16 protein-coding genes are annotated in these 16,160 nt (G+C 53.5%); 7 read left to right on the top strand and 9 right to left on the bottom strand.

Annotation, left to right across the window (positions count from 1 at the left end; all coding sequences use genetic code 11):
• The first annotated feature begins 35 nt into the window (after positions 1-35).
• Positions 36-509, top strand: a complete 474-nt coding sequence (locus ACOOGA_RS04750; protein ID WP_420429687.1) for a putative signal transducing protein — start codon at positions 36-38, stop codon at positions 507-509.
• On the opposite strand, the gene ychF is transcribed toward ACOOGA_RS04750, so the two are convergent.
• The 3 genes from ychF to ACOOGA_RS04735 are packed head-to-tail and all read right to left on the bottom strand — an operon-like array spanning position 506 to position 3,012.
• Positions 506-1,609: a redox-regulated ATPase YchF gene (gene ychF, locus ACOOGA_RS04745; protein ID WP_417460502.1), complete on the bottom strand. Its 1,104-nt coding sequence runs from the start codon at positions 1,607-1,609 to the stop codon at positions 506-508. The two genes, ACOOGA_RS04750 and ychF, sit on opposite strands and share 4 nt — an antisense overlap.
• A 1-nt stretch (position 1,610) precedes the next feature.
• Positions 1,611-2,324, bottom strand: coding sequence for an aminoacyl-tRNA hydrolase (gene pth / locus ACOOGA_RS04740; RefSeq protein WP_417460682.1), 714 nt, complete (start codon positions 2,322-2,324; stop codon positions 1,611-1,613).
• Positions 2,325-2,376: 52 nt separating this feature from the next.
• Positions 2,377-3,012, bottom strand: coding sequence for a 50S ribosomal protein L25/general stress protein Ctc (locus ACOOGA_RS04735; RefSeq protein ID WP_417460501.1), 636 nt, complete (start codon positions 3,010-3,012; stop codon positions 2,377-2,379).
• 445 nt (positions 3,013-3,457) lie between these two features.
• Between ACOOGA_RS04735 and ACOOGA_RS04730 the strand changes: the two genes are divergently transcribed.
• Both ACOOGA_RS04730 and ACOOGA_RS04725 read left to right on the top strand, forming a co-directional pair.
• Positions 3,458-4,222 carry a substrate-binding periplasmic protein gene (locus ACOOGA_RS04730; RefSeq protein WP_420429685.1) on the top strand — a complete coding sequence of 255 codons (765 nt, stop codon included), beginning with the start codon at positions 3,458-3,460 and terminating at the stop codon, positions 4,220-4,222.
• Positions 4,223-4,369: 147 nt separating this feature from the next.
• Positions 4,370-5,104 carry a type II CAAX prenyl endopeptidase Rce1 family protein gene (locus ACOOGA_RS04725; RefSeq protein ID WP_420429683.1) on the top strand — a complete coding sequence of 245 codons (735 nt, stop codon included), beginning with the start codon at positions 4,370-4,372 and terminating at the stop codon, positions 5,102-5,104.
• Between the two features lie 57 nt (positions 5,105-5,161).
• On the opposite strand, the gene ACOOGA_RS04720 is transcribed toward ACOOGA_RS04725, so the two are convergent.
• Both ACOOGA_RS04720 and pgeF read right to left on the bottom strand, forming a co-directional pair.
• Complete coding sequence (locus ACOOGA_RS04720) at positions 5,162-6,094, bottom strand: ribose-phosphate pyrophosphokinase (protein ID WP_417460681.1); 933 nt, start codon at positions 6,092-6,094, stop codon at positions 5,162-5,164.
• A 157-nt stretch (positions 6,095-6,251) separates the two neighbouring features.
• Entirely contained in the window at positions 6,252-7,013 is a 762-nt protein-coding gene (pgeF, locus tag ACOOGA_RS04715; RefSeq protein WP_420429681.1) for a peptidoglycan editing factor PgeF, read from the bottom strand.
• Between the two features lie 155 nt (positions 7,014-7,168).
• On the opposite strand from pgeF, the gene ACOOGA_RS04710 reads away from it, so the two are divergent.
• Positions 7,169-8,716, top strand: coding sequence for an amidohydrolase family protein (locus ACOOGA_RS04710; protein ID WP_420429679.1), 1,548 nt, complete (start codon positions 7,169-7,171; stop codon positions 8,714-8,716).
• On the opposite strand, the gene ACOOGA_RS04705 is transcribed toward ACOOGA_RS04710, so the two are convergent.
• Positions 8,713-9,777: a class I SAM-dependent methyltransferase gene (locus ACOOGA_RS04705; protein ID WP_420429677.1), complete on the bottom strand. Its 1,065-nt coding sequence runs from the start codon at positions 9,775-9,777 to the stop codon at positions 8,713-8,715. The two genes, ACOOGA_RS04710 and ACOOGA_RS04705, sit on opposite strands and share 4 nt — an antisense overlap.
• Positions 9,774-10,586, bottom strand: a complete 813-nt coding sequence (gene lgt / locus ACOOGA_RS04700) for a prolipoprotein diacylglyceryl transferase (RefSeq protein ID WP_420430609.1) — start codon at positions 10,584-10,586, stop codon at positions 9,774-9,776. The genes ACOOGA_RS04705 and lgt overlap by 4 nt, the downstream gene beginning before the upstream one ends.
• A 155-nt stretch (positions 10,587-10,741) precedes the next feature.
• Between lgt and ACOOGA_RS04695 the strand changes: the two genes are divergently transcribed.
• Positions 10,742-10,993 (top strand): accessory factor UbiK family protein, encoded by a 252-nt coding sequence (locus ACOOGA_RS04695; RefSeq protein ID WP_420429675.1) that lies wholly within the window; start codon positions 10,742-10,744, stop codon positions 10,991-10,993.
• Between the two features lie 316 nt (positions 10,994-11,309).
• Positions 11,310-11,822, top strand: coding sequence for a YbjN domain-containing protein (locus ACOOGA_RS04690; RefSeq protein ID WP_417460494.1), 513 nt, complete (start codon positions 11,310-11,312; stop codon positions 11,820-11,822).
• A gap of 100 nt (positions 11,823-11,922) precedes the next feature.
• Here the strand turns inward: ACOOGA_RS04690 and ACOOGA_RS04685 are convergent, their stop codons facing one another.
• Positions 11,923-12,648, bottom strand: a complete 726-nt coding sequence (locus ACOOGA_RS04685; RefSeq protein ID WP_420429673.1) for a hypothetical protein — start codon at positions 12,646-12,648, stop codon at positions 11,923-11,925.
• 763 nt (positions 12,649-13,411) lie between these two features.
• On the opposite strand from ACOOGA_RS04685, the gene ACOOGA_RS04680 reads away from it, so the two are divergent.
• Positions 13,412-15,118, top strand: coding sequence for a peptidylprolyl isomerase (locus tag ACOOGA_RS04680; protein ID WP_420429671.1), 1,707 nt, complete (start codon positions 13,412-13,414; stop codon positions 15,116-15,118).
• A 29-nt stretch (positions 15,119-15,147) separates the two neighbouring features.
• Here ACOOGA_RS04680 and ACOOGA_RS04675 read toward each other — a convergent pair whose 3' ends face one another.
• Positions 15,148-16,041 carry a LysR family transcriptional regulator gene (locus ACOOGA_RS04675; protein WP_417460491.1) on the bottom strand — a complete coding sequence of 298 codons (894 nt, stop codon included), beginning with the start codon at positions 16,039-16,041 and terminating at the stop codon, positions 15,148-15,150.
• Positions 16,042-16,160 lie beyond the last annotated feature (119 nt).

The following is a 16,160-nucleotide window of genomic DNA, read 5'->3' as shown; positions in this document are numbered from 1 at the left end:
CACACACGATATAGCGAAATGACCGGAGAGGCAGCGTGAGGATACTTTTTGAGAGCAGTGACTATACCGACGTACTGGTGAAAAAGGCCTTGTTGGACCAAGAAGGCTTTTTGGTTCATATGGACAATTTTGAGGCGGGTAGCATCATGCCGCATCTGGCGTTGTCGCAGGGGTATCGTCTCTGGGTACCGGATGATGAATTTCAGGAGGCGTTAGCGCTGCTGTCGCCTCAAGCAACCAGTGGAGCCTCAGTTGCGCCAGAGGACTGCATCGATACATGTCCTACATGTAGCTCAGACAGGGTCGTTCGTTACCGGGCGCCAATCTGGCTGCCGGTTTTTGTGTTACTGGATTTTCTGATACCAAGCCCACATGGCAACCGTCGCAAATGCCTAGGCTGCGGTCATATATATAAAACAAGCGCCCCCGAGCTAACGAGGCCGCTTGTCATATTGTTTTTCATGGTTGGTGTGATTGCGTTATTTGCGCTTTCGCTTGTGTTCGCCTAGTTCGCGAAGCGGAAGTGCAGCACGTCACCATCGGCCACAATATACTCTTTGCCTTCAAGGCGCATTTTGCCGGCATCTTTGGCGCCTTGTTCGCCGCCTAAGCTCACAAAATCGTCATAAGCGGTTGTCTCTGCGCGAATGAAGCCTTTCTCAAAGTCCGTATGGATCACGCCAGCCGCTTGCGGCGCCTTCGTGCCTTTAGTGATTGTCCAGGCGCGTGCTTCCTTGGGTCCAACGGTGAAATAGGTGATGAGTTCCAGAAGGTCGTAACCTGCACGGATCACACGGGCGAGGCCGGTTTGACCGAGGCCAAGTGTTTCCAGAAACTCGCCTTTCTCGTCCTCGTCCTCCAGCTGTGCAATCTCTGCTTCCACTGCGGCAGAGATCACCACACAACCGGCACCCTGGTTTGCAGCCATTTCTTCTACTGCTTTGGAGAAGGCATTGCCCGTGGCGGCACTTTCCTCGTCGACGTTACAGATATAAAGGATTGGTTTCGAGGTCAGGAGTTGCAAGCTGACAAGTGTGCGCTCTTCTTCTTCGCTGTTCAGCGTGACCATGCGGGCGGGGTTGCCGTCTTTCAGGATAGGGATAACGCGCTCAATCATCTCCATCATGGCTTTGGCTTCCTTGTCTCCACCACGTACGCGGCGGCCAAGGCCGTGGATGCGACCTTCAAGGCTTTCGAGGTCAGCCAGCATCAGCTCTGTTTCAATGGTTTCAGCGTCGGATACCGGGTTAACCTTGCCGTCAACATGAGTGATGTCGTCGTCTTCAAAACACCGCAGCACATGGCAGATGGCATCGGTTTCCCGAATATTGGCAAGAAACTGGTTGCCGAGGCCTTCACCCTTTGAGGCACCACGCACAAGACCCGCGATATCGACAAATGATAGCTGTGTTGGAATAATTTCCTTGGAGCCAGCGAGCTTTGCAAGTGTGTAAAGGCGTTCATCAGGAACAGGGACCTGGCCAACATTGGGTTCAATTGTACAGAAAGGATAATTGGCTGCCGCAGCGTTGGCTGTATTTGTCAACGCGTTGAAAAGCGTTGATTTGCCAACGTTTGGAAGGCCAACAATGCCGCATTTGAAACCCATGTTACTTGTCTCCTTTCTTCGCGCCGCCCATCAAGGCGCGCAGCGCGCTGGCCATAGGGCCTTCATTATTGTTTTGTTCAACATCAGCAGGTGACGCTGCTTTTGTCTTTTTATTCTTGTCCGGCTGAACGCCAGTGCTGGGCCGGGGAGGCTGAAGATGCCGCGCCACTTCCGACATGAACCGCGCGTTGTCTTGTTCGGCTAGAAAGCTCACTTCACTGGACAGCGCCCGCAGTACATCATCAAGCGGGTCTTGCTCGGCTTTTGCAAAGTTGCCCAGCACGTGGCCGTGTACCAATGCCTTGTCACCTGGATGGCCGATACCAATACGAACCCGGGTAAAGTCGGCCCCAATGTGTTCGGTGATTGACCGAATACCGTTATGCCCTGCGGCACCACCACCCACCTTCACCTTGACCTTGCCAAAAGCCAGATCAAGCTCGTCATAAAATACGATGACATCAGCTGGCGTGATCTTGAAAAAGCGCATGGCTTCGCCCACGGCTTGCCCGCTGCGGTTCATGAATGTTTGTGGTTTAAGGGCGATGATCTTTTTGGCCGCCAGACGACCCTCGAAGGTCTCTGAATGCCAGCGTTTTGGACCTGCTGAAAAAATATGGCGCTCGACAATCTGGTCAAGCGCCATGAAACCCACGTTGTGCCGGTGTTTTTCATAAGCGCTGCCCGGGTTGCCTAGACCGACAAAAAGCAGCATGGAAAATCCTCCGGCTACAGCGGGGCGCAGTTCAGCGCCCCGGATAGCTCTATTAATCGTCGCTGTCGTCAGCGCCTGCTTCTTCAGCGTCATCATCAGATGCAGCTTCAGCAGACTTCAGACCACTTGGAGCAACGATCGCACAGATTACGAAGTCACGATCTGTAATCGTTGGCGTGCAGCCTTTTGGCAGGGTCACGTTGCTGATTTTCACAGAATCGTTGATGTCGAGCGCAGAAATGTCAGCTTCGATGAATTCTGGGATAGCATCCGCAGGAACATGAAGTTCAACTTCGTGGCGGGTATGGTTGATCACGCCGCCGCGCTTAAGACCGGGCGACTTCTCTTCGCCGACAACTTTAATCGGAACTTCCATCACAACTTCAGTACCTTTGCCGAGGCGAAGGAAATCGATGTGAATTGGAAGGTCAGTTACCGGGTGCAATTGCAGATCACGAGGAAGAACTGTTGTCTTCTTTTTGCCAACCTGAACTTCAAACGTGTGTGACATGAAGCCACCACGGTTCAGAAGACGGATGATTTCGTTTTGCGGGATCTGAATTGATTCCGGTTCTTTGTTGTCGCCGTAGATTACGGCAGGCACTTTGCCTGCACGACGCGCGGCGCGGGAGGCTCCCTTACCAATCCGTTCGCGCGGCTCGGCAACGATGGTTACAGCGTTAGCCATACTATTTCTCCAAACTATCAAGCACCGGTCGGACCATCCGGACCCGGTGACCGTCACTTCCTCCAGGGATGCAAGGACGGAGTTGCCGGTATGGGCGATCCCATAGCGGTCGGGCGCGATTTACCGCGATTTGCGGCGAAATGCAAGGCTCAAACGATACTTTGCCCCCTAATAGCCCAAGCTTTTTGTCACCAAGCCTGAAAATGGAGAGGCATAGTCAGGAACCGGGATGGTACCGATAAAGCGCGCACGTTCCATTACACCACTGAGATTAGTTCTCAAGTATAAGTGGTGGTTTGTTGAAAAATGAGAGAATCGCTGATGTTTGTGCCGAAGATTTATTCCTTTTTAAGGAATCTTCGGGCAGTGTTTTGAGGTAGTAACTATGCGGAGATATTCGTTGCAACTTGTGACAGGAAGCTGCCCTCTAGCGTTAGCGCTGGTTATGCTGATGATATGTTTTGGTTTGCCTTCTGTTCATGCAGGTGACGACGGCGAACAGTCACGCAGGTCTGTTGTGGTTGGCGGGTATCAGTTTGAGCCGTTTGTCGAAGATGAAGGTGGGGTCTCGCCCAACTTCGCGGCTATGCTAAATGAGGCGCAGACAGAATTTCTGTTTGAGTTTATCCATATCCCCGCAAAACGACGTTACGAGCAACTTGCTGACGGCAAGATTGACATGATGTTTTTTGAGATGCCGGTTTGGGGCTGGGCGGAAGTAGCGTCGCACGTTGATACGTCCGCACCAATTTTATCTGGTAGGGAATTCTTTGTTTCTCGTGTTGGGCACAAGCTGGGGGACACGGTGTTTCGTGATCTCAACGAACGCAGGATCGCTATCACTTTTGGTTACCACTATGCCTTCCTTGGCTTCAATGCGGAACCGGAGCAAATTCGGTCGCGTTACGATGTTGTTTTTGCCAACCAGCAGCGCTTTACGTTACGTCATATGCTGATGGGGAACGCTGACGTTGCGATTGTTAACGATGCTTTTCTCCGGCGCTCCATTGATGAGAATCCGAAGCTTGCTGACCGGCTTATGGTCTCTCCCTTTGGGGATCAGCGTTATGAGCTGCCAATTATGCTGCGAAAAGGGGGACCCGTCAGCCTTGATGCACTTCGCACGCTGCTTGCCCGGCTCAGCGCGGATGGTACCCTGAAGTCCTTCTTTGACCGTGAGGGGCTCGGGGATTCTCTTATCTATCCCTGATACTTGCCTATAGTTAATCTCCCTGCGTTGAGGGGATGGTGTTGGGGGGCTCCGCGCTGATAACTCTGTTGCTTCCTGCGTAAAGCTGCTACTTGGCAATACATAAGCCAAACACCGATAAAGGTGGGCGAAAAGCGAGGATACATAATGAACACGACCAAACGGAAAGCCGACGAGGCTTCTGGCCTATTACCTTTGCCCAATCCGGCACCGCGCGACTTGGGCGCTCTCAGTGATCTCATAATTGTTGTAGGTATCCTGGTTGCCGTAAAGCAGGGTTTGCTGCTCTTCACTCAGCTTTATGCCGGGCCAGCGTCGACACTAACGGCCATGGTGGCAGCAACATGGTTGCTGAGGCGGCGCTCTCAGAGATGGTCGGACCTGGGTTTGCGTTGGCCAGAAAAATGGGGCGTAACCTTAGGCCTTTCGGTGCTCACCTTCGCAGTTATCATCATGATATCTGGCGTGATGGGAGAGGTGGCAGATCTTATCGCTGAGGACGTCGGCACCAGTGGGCGGTTTGCACATGTGGAAGGCAACCTTGGTGCCTATCTGCTCATGCTGGTCCTCGTCTGGACACATGGGTCGTTTTTTGAAGAGCTTTTGTTCAGGGCATTCATCATCACGAAAATTAGTGTGTTACTGGGTGGAAACAAGAAAGCCGATGTGATCGCCGTGCTCATAGCCAGTGTTTTTTTCGGCTACCGTCACGTCTATTATCAGGGGCTTAACGGTGGTCTGGTGACAGGATCTATCGGCCTTGGCCTGGGCCTGTTGTATATCTGGTTTGGCCGCAGCAATATCATGCCGCTTATTCTGGCACATGGTGCGATCAACTCTCTGGGGATGACCATGCGCTATCTTGGCATCACCGGGGATTAGGCGTAAAAAAAAGCCCCGCTGAAAAGGCGGGGCTTTGTAAACTCTATAGCGCAAACCTTAGTCAAACAGGCTGGATACGCTGGTTTCATGCGCAATGCGGTTCATTGCTTCTGCGAGCAGCGGTGCCACGGTTACGACCCGGATTTTCGGGTTAGCATTGCAGGCTTCCGTTGGGCGGATACTGTCCGTGATTACCAGTTCGTCCATCACGCTGTTTTCAATGCGCTCATAGGCTGGGCCTGAAAGTACACCGTGCGCGACATAAGCGGAGACAGAGCTTGCCCCCGATGCATGCAGTGCCTTGGCGGCGTTGCACAGCGTACCCGCGCTGTCGACGATATCATCCACCAGTACGCAGTGATAATCCTTCACATCACCCACGATATGCATCACTTCAGACATGCCTGCGCGTTCGCGACGTTTATCGATGATGGCAATTGGCGCGTCCAGGCGCTTTGCATACGCACGGGCGCGAACTACGCCACCCACGTCAGGCGATACGATCATGGTTTTCTTGCCCGCGTACTTTTCCTTCAGGTCACGCACGAGAACGGGCATGGCGTAAAGATTGTCTGTCGGGATATCAAAAAAGCCCTGAATCTGACCGGCGTGCAGGTCCATGGTCAATACACGGTCAGCGCCGGCAGTGGTGATCAGGTTAGCAACCAGCTTAGCGGAAATAGGTGTCCGTGGGCCGGGTTTCCTGTCCTGACGGGCATAGCCGAAATATGGAATGACAGCAGTGATACGGCGCGCAGACGCACGCTTGAGCGCATCAATGCACACCAGAAGTTCCATCATATGGTCGTTCGCCGGGAAGTTGGTCGGCTGGATCAGGAATACGTCTTCACCGCGAACGTTTTCATGAATCTCAACAAAGACTTCCTGGTCGGAAAAGCGTTTCACAGCAGCTTTGGCAAGCGGCATGTTCAGATAGGCGGCAATGGCTTCCGCCAATTCCGGGTTTGAGTTCCCGGTTAGAATCTTCATGCCCATAAAAGGCCTCCGTGCAATGAAGATGTTGCGTGTGCGGTTCGTTTAACAGCGTGAGGCGAGGCTGTAAAGGAGGTAGGGCGCGAGGGGGCTTATTTGTGGTTTGATTGGCGCAAAATGGGAGATTGCGACATGAATATTACAAAAATTTAGCCTAGCGGCGTAGCATGATTGCGGAGAGCTGACGGCCGTAATCGGCCTCTTGCCTGTGAGTCGTGCGCCGATACGAAAAATGTGCAGGGCTGGCGTAGGTGTCAATCGCGGCATCCCAAATGCCGCAAATATCCTCAGCCTCTAGCTGGTTGCGTACAAAACGAGGAAGGTTGAACTGATAGTGCGCGGTATCTTTTCCTTGTTTGAAGAAGACAGAAAAACCAGCACTTTCTGACACGAAGCGGTTATAAAACTCAGTACCAACTTCGTAGCTTTCCTGCGCAATTGTAGGGCCGATAGCGGCTTGTATAGTGTGCCGGTTTGCGCCCAAAGTTTCCATGCTTTTGATGGTTTGGCACAATACGCCCTTAATAGCACCTTGCCAGCCAGCGTGCGCCGCACCGATGACGCCATTGGCGGCGTCTTCAAATAATACCGGGCAGCAATCGGCGGTCAGGATACCAAGGACAAGCCCTGGTGTGTTGCTCACCATAGCGTCGGCTTTTGGCCTGTCATCGCCCCAATCAGCTTCGGCGAGGGCAACAGTGTCGCCGTGAACCTGATAACAGCTAAGTACCGGGAGTTTATTATCCCCGCCAATAATTTGCGCAGCGATTTGGCGGTTTTCAGCAATGCAACGGGGTTCGTCGCTGGAGCCCGGCCCACAATTGAGGCCAGTGTACAGTCCGGTTGAGACGCCGTCATCACAGCTTAGAAACCCATGAGGGGATTGGAAGTTCGGGCATGTTTTATGGTTTGTCATCAGCTGTCTTCAATCTCATGTGCAGGGTACCAAGTGCCACTATAAGCAAGATAATGACGAAAAACAGGGGCATCTAGGTCATTGTTATCTTGTTATTTTTATATCAATTAGATATATATCAGAAAGATGCATAAATATAATCGGGGGACAGCGCGGTGAAAATTCTCAAATTTATTGGTAAAGCCGTTGGGCTTATTTTGTTGCTGGCGATTGTTGTATTCTCAGTAGGGGCTTTATGGCCGTTAGACCGCCCAACGCCGCACCAGGCACCGGATAGATTGTTGATACAAAATGCGTCTGTATTGAATATGGAAACGGGAGAACTTATGCCCGGGCATTCCGTATTGATCGAGGATGGTGTTATCCAGGATGTGGGTACAGACTTCGACGCCAGCGGTGCCGAAATCATTGATGCTGAAGGGCTCTACGCAATTCCCGGCATGTTTGACATGCACGTGCACACCATGAAAATGGCACCGGAATTGATGCATCCGCTCTTCATTGCCTCTGGCGTCACAGCTGTGCGGGACATGGGCGGCTGTATTGGTATTGATGATGCCTGGGTAGCGTGTGAAAACGACAAACGGGCATGGAGCAGCGCCGCCGCAGAAGGTGCCCTCGTTGCGCCGCGGTATGACCATGTCACAGGCCTCGCGATCGATGGCGGCTCGGAAATTCCCGGCGATGTATCGCGTGCGTTGGGGGGCGAAACCGCTGAAGGTGCGCGAGCTCGTGTAAGGCATGACAAGGCTTTGGGTATCGACTTCCTCAAAACCTACACGAACTTGCCACGAGACAGTTATTTTGCAATGGCCGATGAGGCTCAAAAAGAAGACATGTATCTGGCTGGGCATTTGCCGTTTGCCGTTTCTGCCATTGAGGCAATAGAGGCCGGCCAACGCAGTTTTGAGCATGGTTTCCTGTATATCTGGGATTGTTATCCGGGTATGCCGTCCTTGCGTGAGCAGGGCGACCTGTACGATATGTTCACGAATGAAATGCGTGACAGGATGGTCGCCGAGCATGACCCGGAAATGTGCAACACCCTTTTCGAGAAAATGGCAACAAGCGGCACAGCTTTTGTGCCCACGCATACAACACGCAAGCTGGATGCGTTTGCGCTAGACCCGGCATACAGAACCGACGAACGGCTCAAATATATTCCCGCGCCCTTGCGGACCCTATGGCTCGATGACGCGGACGGCATGGCCAGACGCGCGGGTGCTGGTGGCCAGGAAAGCTATATGGCGGTATTTGATTTTGGCATTGAGCTGACAGGCAAAGCCCATAAAGCGGGTGTGGATGTAATGCTGGGCACAGACGCACCAGATAGTTTTGCGTTCCCAGGGCTTGGTATTCACGACGAATTCACGCACTTGGTACGTGCGGGCCTGTCGCCCATTGATGCGCTCCGTGCTGCGACTACCACACCGGCCAAGTTTCTGGGGCTAGCAGGAAAAGCCGGAACCATTAGCCCGGGCGCGAGAGCCGACATCGTTCTGCTGCGTGCCAACCCGCTTGAAGGTGTGGATGCTTTGAAGCAGGTGGAGACTGTTGTGCTTGCAGGCGGGGTTTATAACCGTGACGACTTGAACTCCATGCTCGAAGCGATTGAGGGCAATGCAAACAGCTGGAGCATGTGGTCCAAGTTTGCATGGCAGATCATACGTAGCCCCATCATGCTGAGGCAGTTTGCGGACTAAAACCCGGGCGGAGCCGAAAGCTTAGGAGATTGCAGGGCCAGCACCTTGAACAGCTGGCCCATTTCTTCTGGTGCGGTGAGGCGTTTTAGCTCGGATAAAATGCCTGACTGTTTTGCCGCATCCTGATTGGTGGCGAGTTGCTGCGCACGGGCACCGATACCGATGCTCATCAGGAATGAGCCCTGTTCAACGGGGCCGAAGGCCGCGGCGCCTTTTTCTGTCGCTGCTTGAGCCAACTGGTCAAACGCAACATGGGCAGTGAGGTCGGCTTTGCCAGGCTCGGCTAGTGGGTCCACATATTTGTGCGCCTTCAGGGCTTGAAATGTGTCGCCGGACGCAGACGTGACGTAGCCATAATCCAGAACAAGGGCTGCGCACCGGTGGGCGGAGGCGCGATGCGCTATCTCACCCATCACAGACAGCGCCGCCGGGCATATTTCTGCGATCGCTCCATCTGGCTGTGTTTGCATGGTATCTTGCAGCATGGCTGCGATCGGGCCTGCAGGTGTAAGCGCGGGGATAAGCCTGTCGTCGTTGCTGGCGATTGCACGCTCAAGCCATTTTCCGTCCTGCTTTTCAAATTGATGAATGGGCAGAGCATCAAAAAATTCGTTAGCGACAATGATAGTGGGGCCGAGGGGTATCTGGCCCAGCGTATCGTGCCAGCGCGCATTATGTACCTTGGTTTTCTGCAACGCGCGCAACTGCAGGCTGGCTTCCACAAAATGAACTTGGGCCGCAGACTGGAAACCCTGAACGGAGTTTGCGGCCCTCAGTATATCAGCCATCAAGGTGCCACGACCGGGGCCTAGCTCAATAAGCTGAAACGCGGGCGGCTTTCCCATGGCTATCCAACGGTCCACGCACCAAAGTCCAAGAACTTCGCCGAACATCTGACTGACTTCGGGCGCCGTGATAAAGTCGCCGTCCACGCCAAAAACACGCTCTTGCTGATAGTAGCCATGCTCCGGATGCATCAAACATTCGGCCATATAATCGGCTATGCTGATGGGGCCCGTCGCCTTGATACGTTTGATGATCAGGTCTTTGAGCGGCGTCATTGCCCAGCCTGTCGTGCGCGGGAAATTCCTTTATAGATAAGCCACGCGGCCAGTGCGAACATCGGCACGCTCAGCATTTGTCCACGCGAAATACCCGCTGTTAGCCCTAAGTGTGCGTCAGGCTCCCTCACAAACTCGACCAGAATACGAGCAATGCCGTAGCCAATAAAGAAGACGCCCGCGATGACGCCTGGCGCCTTTTTGGCAAGGGCGGTTTTGTGATAGAGGAACAGCAGCAGCAGAAAAAGCAGTAAACCTTCTCCTAGCGCCTCATAAAGCTGGCTGGGGTGCCTCGGTAAAGCGAACGGATCGTGCGGGAAAACCATGGCCCATGGCACGTCCGTTGGTCGGCCCCACAACTCACCATTGATAAAGTTGGCAAGTCGCCCAGCGAATAGCCCGATGGGTGACACAACCGCGACGATATCTGCAACCCGCATGAGATCAAGCCCATGTTTGCGACAGAAGAAAATGACCGCCAACACGACGCCCAGTGCACCGCCGTGGAATGACATGCCTCCGTCCCACAACCGGAATATGGCGAGAGGGTCTGCGATATAGGCAGGCAGATTATAAAAGAGCACATAGCCGAGCCGGCCACCTGCGATGACACCGATAATTGCCCATGTGATGAAATCATCAATATGAGCGGGTGACATAGGTGCGCGTGGCCTTGCCGTCAGGCGACGAATGTACCACCAGCCAAATAGAATACCGCCGATATAAGCAAGGCTGTACCAGCGGATGGCCAGCGGGCCGAGCTCAATAAGGATTGGGTCAATTTCCGGGTAGGCGATCACGCCCAGGATGCCTGCTAGGCTCATGTTGTATCCCTATCATTGTTTGAGGACATCATCCCCGGCTAGGCTCTCCTGTCAAGCGATCACGGCCTGCGGCAACTCGCCCATTGCAATCATCATGAGTTTCGCCCATATCAAAGGCACCATAACAAGGATACGAGACCATGCAGACAAGTAACAAATTCTTCGACGATATGGCCAAGTTGGCCACTGGTGCGGCGGGTGCTGCGCACAGTGTAAAAGGCGAAATGGAAGCTCATTTCCGGGCATGGCTTGACCGTCAGCTCGCCGGGCTTGACCTTGTCAGCCGCGAAGAATTTGAAGTTGTTCGGGATATGGCAGAAAAAGCGCGCCTTGAAAATGAAGACCTTCGCGCCGAAATCGATCTTCTGAAAGCCAAAAAGGCAAAAAAATAACGCTTATACGCAATTATCTTGCGTATATGGTGAAGGCCATTTTTTGGGTGAAGAGTGGAATCTAAGGTGCTGTCTGAAAGGGACTAATCAGTAAACCAGAACGGTGCCGCGCAAAGTTTTCCACAAAAAAATACCTCAAACGCCGAATTCTTCCTTGCCAGCGAGTCCTCGCTTTGGCACGCTACATATAGTGTTAAGTCAGATTAAGGGAGCCAGATTTCGTGATTCTGGTATTAAGACGACAACGCTAACCGGCGAAACCTGAGTTCGTCGGTCAAGCTTTAGCCCGGCGGCCTCATCTCCAGGGGGAAACGAGATGACGACACTGAACACCGGGCATTCTGAAGTTCTGAGCCAAAATCCGGTTGATCTTGCAGAAGAACTCGCTGGCGCCAATGAATGGGGCGTCGAACGTCACGGCGACGATGAGCTGACCATGTTCATCTCAGGTCAATACACTGATCTGCAATTCCGTGTCTTCTGGCGCGAAGATTTCAAAACCCTCCAGTTTGCATGCCTGTTTGACCTTCGGGTTCCTGAAGGGCGGCGTAACGATATTTATCACACCATTGGGCTGATCAACGAGCGCATGTGGATAGGCCATTTTGAATATTGGGCTGAAGAAGACGCGCTGCTTTATCGGCACGCAAGCCTTGCCAACGACCCGCTTCTGGGGGTGATTGGCGAAGAGCATATGAACACGATGGTCGAGACCGCCCTTGGCGAGTGCGAGCGTTTCTATCCTGTGTTTCAGTTTGTGATGTGGGGCGGCCAGACACCGGAGCAGGCGATTGACGCCGCGATGCTGGAGTGTGCAGGTACCGCTTAAGGACGAAACTGCAAAAATAGGACCTGCACTGCCGCGGACGGTGTACCATGGGGTGAAGCAGTCGCTTCGCCCCTTTTTCGTTGTTGTGAGAGTTCGGTGGTTAGTTGACAGCCGGGTCGTGCCAGTATTTTTCGGGGATGGTGTGGGTAGTTTCGCTCATGTCAGGCATGTTGATCCAGTGAATTTTTCTAGGATGGTCTTTCAACTGCCTGATCGCGTAGGCCATGTTGGGATCGGCATTGAAATGCGCCATGAAGCTTCCATCCTCATACGCGGCTTTTAATCCGTCTTCAACGATCCGCGCCAGATCATCGCGGCCTTTGGCGACATAGAAGAACGTATCGTATCTGTATGCCAGCATGACATCGGGCGCGATGATCAGTGGGTTGTTCGCGTCCGTGTCGAAGCGCTCAAGCTCCGGTTTCACCTCAATGATAGATCTCGGGAACGCCAAAAAGCGCCCGCGTTTCAGCATGGGCCATAAGGCGTCGGTGGGGGCTGTGATCACCTGCAGACCCGCGCTTTGCATAATCCCGGTATCTGGCCAGGACGCGTTTGCGCCAAGGGTGACGACAGATTTGAACGCCTCGAAGCCGTGCAACTGGCGTATCAGGTCTTCACTCACCTGACGAATGGCAAGGACTCGGTAACCCAGCAGGCCTCGCGCCAGAGGTATATTGATCTGGATGAAGGTTTGCTCCCGCTCGCGTGAGTAACCTGTATAGAAGATATTGAACTTGCCTTCTTCCAGTTCCCGCATGGTTCGCAGTTGGCCGACGGTGTGGTCGTGAATGATAAGTTCGTGCTTTCCGCCTTCCGCTTTCAAGGCAAGGCGCAGAACGTCAGCGAAATATTTGTCATCCGAATCGTAGAGCGGCAGGTGGAAATCCGCTGCGGCTGAAGTACTGCTTATAGTTAATAAAAAATTAACTATAAAGAGACCGTATATGACGAGAGATTTGATCATGTGGGTTTATGCGGCTCTCAGCGCAGAAGGGACGCGGTGCGTGCGGCAATCGCGGTCAAGTGTGATTTCATGATGGGCCCCTATATGCCGGTGCCAATGCTCAGCAACTGGCACTTTGCGATAATCGGTATGGTGGCAACCTGCATCAAACTTTGTCAACTTGTATTGACGGTTATAAGGCGCATAGAAAAAAGAGGCCCCGGCAAATACGCCGGAGCCTTTATAAAAAGTTTGTCAACATAGGGAGGTTCATCGTGTCTCACTCAAGAGACGAAAGTAAAAGGGTCGATCCCGGGGGGAAGTGGGGGAGGGGGGAGGAAACCCGGGATCGACCTTTATGACGGAATTCCGTCAAACTCAAAAACACGTCGCCGCGGAGCCTTGGCTTGGGGGGAGATCGGGGGGAGTGATCAAAGCCCGTGCTCGTTGGCGGTGAGGTTTATATATGTTTGGGAAGCCTAATAGAAAACCCATTTTTCTGTCTTGGCAGGTATGCGTTTTTTGCATGGCTTACAGTTTGAGTGCGTTTGATTAACGAATAGCTCTGGTCACCAGAAAAAATAGTACAGCAAGGCTGACTAAAAAGGCTATAATCTACAGGTAATTAGCGGGGGACTTTGCCATGAAACTCAAGCACGCAGCTGTTGCCGGCTTGTTAACTTTTTCCAATGCAGCGCCTATTTTGGCGTGGCAAAAAAATGATGAAGTTAACAAATTTAACGGTTTGAATGCCGAAATGCTGGCTGCAACCGATGCCCGTGACGCATTGAATCAGGTGTTTGATGACGCCTTAGCGCGCGAAAACTATCAGGCGCTTGTATATCTAGGGCAAATCGGTGGCGAAGCCTGCGCCAAACTAGCCCCCTATCTTACAGCCCAAGATGTTCATGCTCGGGCCGCAGCGCGCAAAGGCGCTATGCTTTGCCACGATACAGAGCTAAGCGATGCCTTGCTAGCGTTCCCCGAAGCACTTCCAGCAACGGCAGGGGACGACTACCTATACCCTGCGCTCGGTTTTTCCGGTGGGCCAGCGGCGCGCAAGCTGCTGGTTGAGAAAGTGAACGCGATAAAGCCGGGTAGCCCGTTTAATGTGGGCTATCCGGACAACCCGCGAACGATGCCTCTGTTCGGGCTCCTGCAGTCGGTTGTTTATGACCAGATGGCGGCAGGTGATATAGACGGGCTCGACTTCACGAATCTTCTGGCGTTAACAGGTGAGATGGGTACGGCTGAAGCTGCCGCCTATCTGCTTACAAGATTTACCGAGCTCAGCACCGTGTTGGAGCAAAGCGCCGTTGAGCAGGCTATCAGTAAGGCCGACAATGTGATTGTGCGCACCCTGCTGGTGCGAGTGTTGCGGCAATTTGGTGATCCTGCGGCTGAAACACTGCAGGCGCTTGCCGGGAGCGAAGAGATGCCGGTCAAGCTCGCGGCCCTGCGCGCCATGGGGTATCTGTCAGACCCGGAGACGATGAAATCTCTGGTGAGGGCTGCTGGCCGGGGTGAAGACCATACCCGTCAGGTTGCGCTCACAGCACTTGGCGGCCGAAATGCGGGCGCTGCAATCGTGGTGAAAAAGCTCAAGGAAACATTGGGGGACCAAAACAGTTGGTTGGCCACAACCGCACTTGAAAGTCTTTATGCTCATTCTGAAGGTGAGGCGATCAGGTTCGCAAGAATATGGCTTCGGCGTGAAGACTATTACAAGGCTTTCAAGGCGATGTCGGTGCTGAGCCGGTCGGACGAGGGCAAAGCCGTGCTTCAGGCTTATGCGGATGCAAACCCGGAAACCAACCGCGGGCGTGAGGCCGCGATAGCGCTTGACCCATCAATTGAAGCGATAACAGCGCCGCGCGAAACCCCTTCAATCAAGTTGGTGGTGAGCTATCAGAAGCGTGAGCTGGTCCTTGAAACCACGCGCGGCACCATATGTGTCGCGCCGTCGTCATCGGCGCCTTATGCGGCGGCGAATTTCATGCTGCTCGCTGATGCTGGCCGCATGGATGGGATGTTGTGGCACCGGGTTATCCCGAACTTTGTGGCCCAAGCCGGGCAAACGGAAGACCCTGAGATTAACAAGTGGGGCAGCATCCGTGAGGAATGGTTTGAAAGCAATCATCAGATCGGCACCGTGGGTGTGGCAACAGCGGGGCGCGACACCGGCGGCACGCAGTTCTTCATCAACACAGCCTATAACATACACCTGAACGGGCGCTATACGGTGTTTGGCCGTGTGACCAAAGGCCTGGAGGCGGCGTTTGCGCTTGAAGAGGGTGACCTGATCAGCAAGGCAAGTACGATTAAAGCGGGTGATGAAGCTTGCCAGTAGGCGATAAGGTTCGCCAATAGGCTAAACCCTTAAAGAATATTGCTCTCTGCTCTGATCTGCCTGACCATAAAGTCGCGGAACAAAGCCACGCGAAGGGAGCCCCTGAGCTCCGGCGCATAACAATAATAAGCGTTGAACGGCGTGCCTTCTGCCTTGGGCAATACCCGCACAAGGTTTTGCCTGTTGTGCACCAGATAGTCGGGCAGTACGGCAATACCCATGCCAGCTTCAACAGCGTGCATCACACCATAAAGGTTGTTGACCTGCAGGCGCGGTACGCGGCTTTTACGCGGTGTGCCAACCGTCAGTAGCCAGTTGAGGCCACGAATAGTGGGCACGTTGCTGATGCCGAAAGTGATCAGGTCGTGGTTATCGAGATCATCGGTTGTGATGGGCGTGCCGCGCGCGTCGAGATACTCGGGGCTGGCATAAATGTGGCTGTGGAAGGTAGCGAGCGGGCGCTGGATAAGTTCGGCCTGTTCCGGCTCGTGCAGCCGGATGGCGACGTCAGCTTCCCCGGCGGAAAGATCGAGGTCTGCGTCATCAAGAATCAATTTGATATCGATATCCGGATATTCGGTCATGAACTGCTCAAGGTGCGGTGTCAGCCACACGGCACCAAAGGTAACCATGGTTGTTACCCGCAAAAGGCCTGAGGGGCGTTCGCGGCTTTCCATCAGGCTGCGTTCGGTTTCTTCGATCCGCAGCACCACCTCACGGGCGGTGTTATAAAGCTCCTGCCCTTCCTGTGTTAAGACAAGGCCGCGTGCGTGCCGGGTGAACAGGGAAACATTCAAGCTTTCCTCAAGCGCCCGGATCTGACGACTAACGGCGGACTGGCTACAGTTGAGACGTGCACCGGCGTTCGTAAAGCTGCCACTTTCCGCAACGGTGTGAAATATACGTAACCTGTCCCAGTCCATCAGGTGTCTCCCGGTCAGCAAAAACGCTAAAAGGGCATAGCCAGCCATTTAATCGATGCTGTTGCTGTAACTCTTTGTTTTGCATACTATCTGATCAAGAGGGGGGAGCAAGCCCCGAT

Origin of the sequence: Kordiimonas sp. (genome assembly GCF_965216265.1) — a bacterium.
Taxonomy (GTDB): domain Bacteria; phylum Pseudomonadota; class Alphaproteobacteria; order Sphingomonadales; family Kordiimonadaceae; genus Kordiimonas.
The sequence above is the reverse complement of the archived record's forward strand: the minus strand, read 5'-3'. Positions and strand labels throughout refer to the sequence as shown.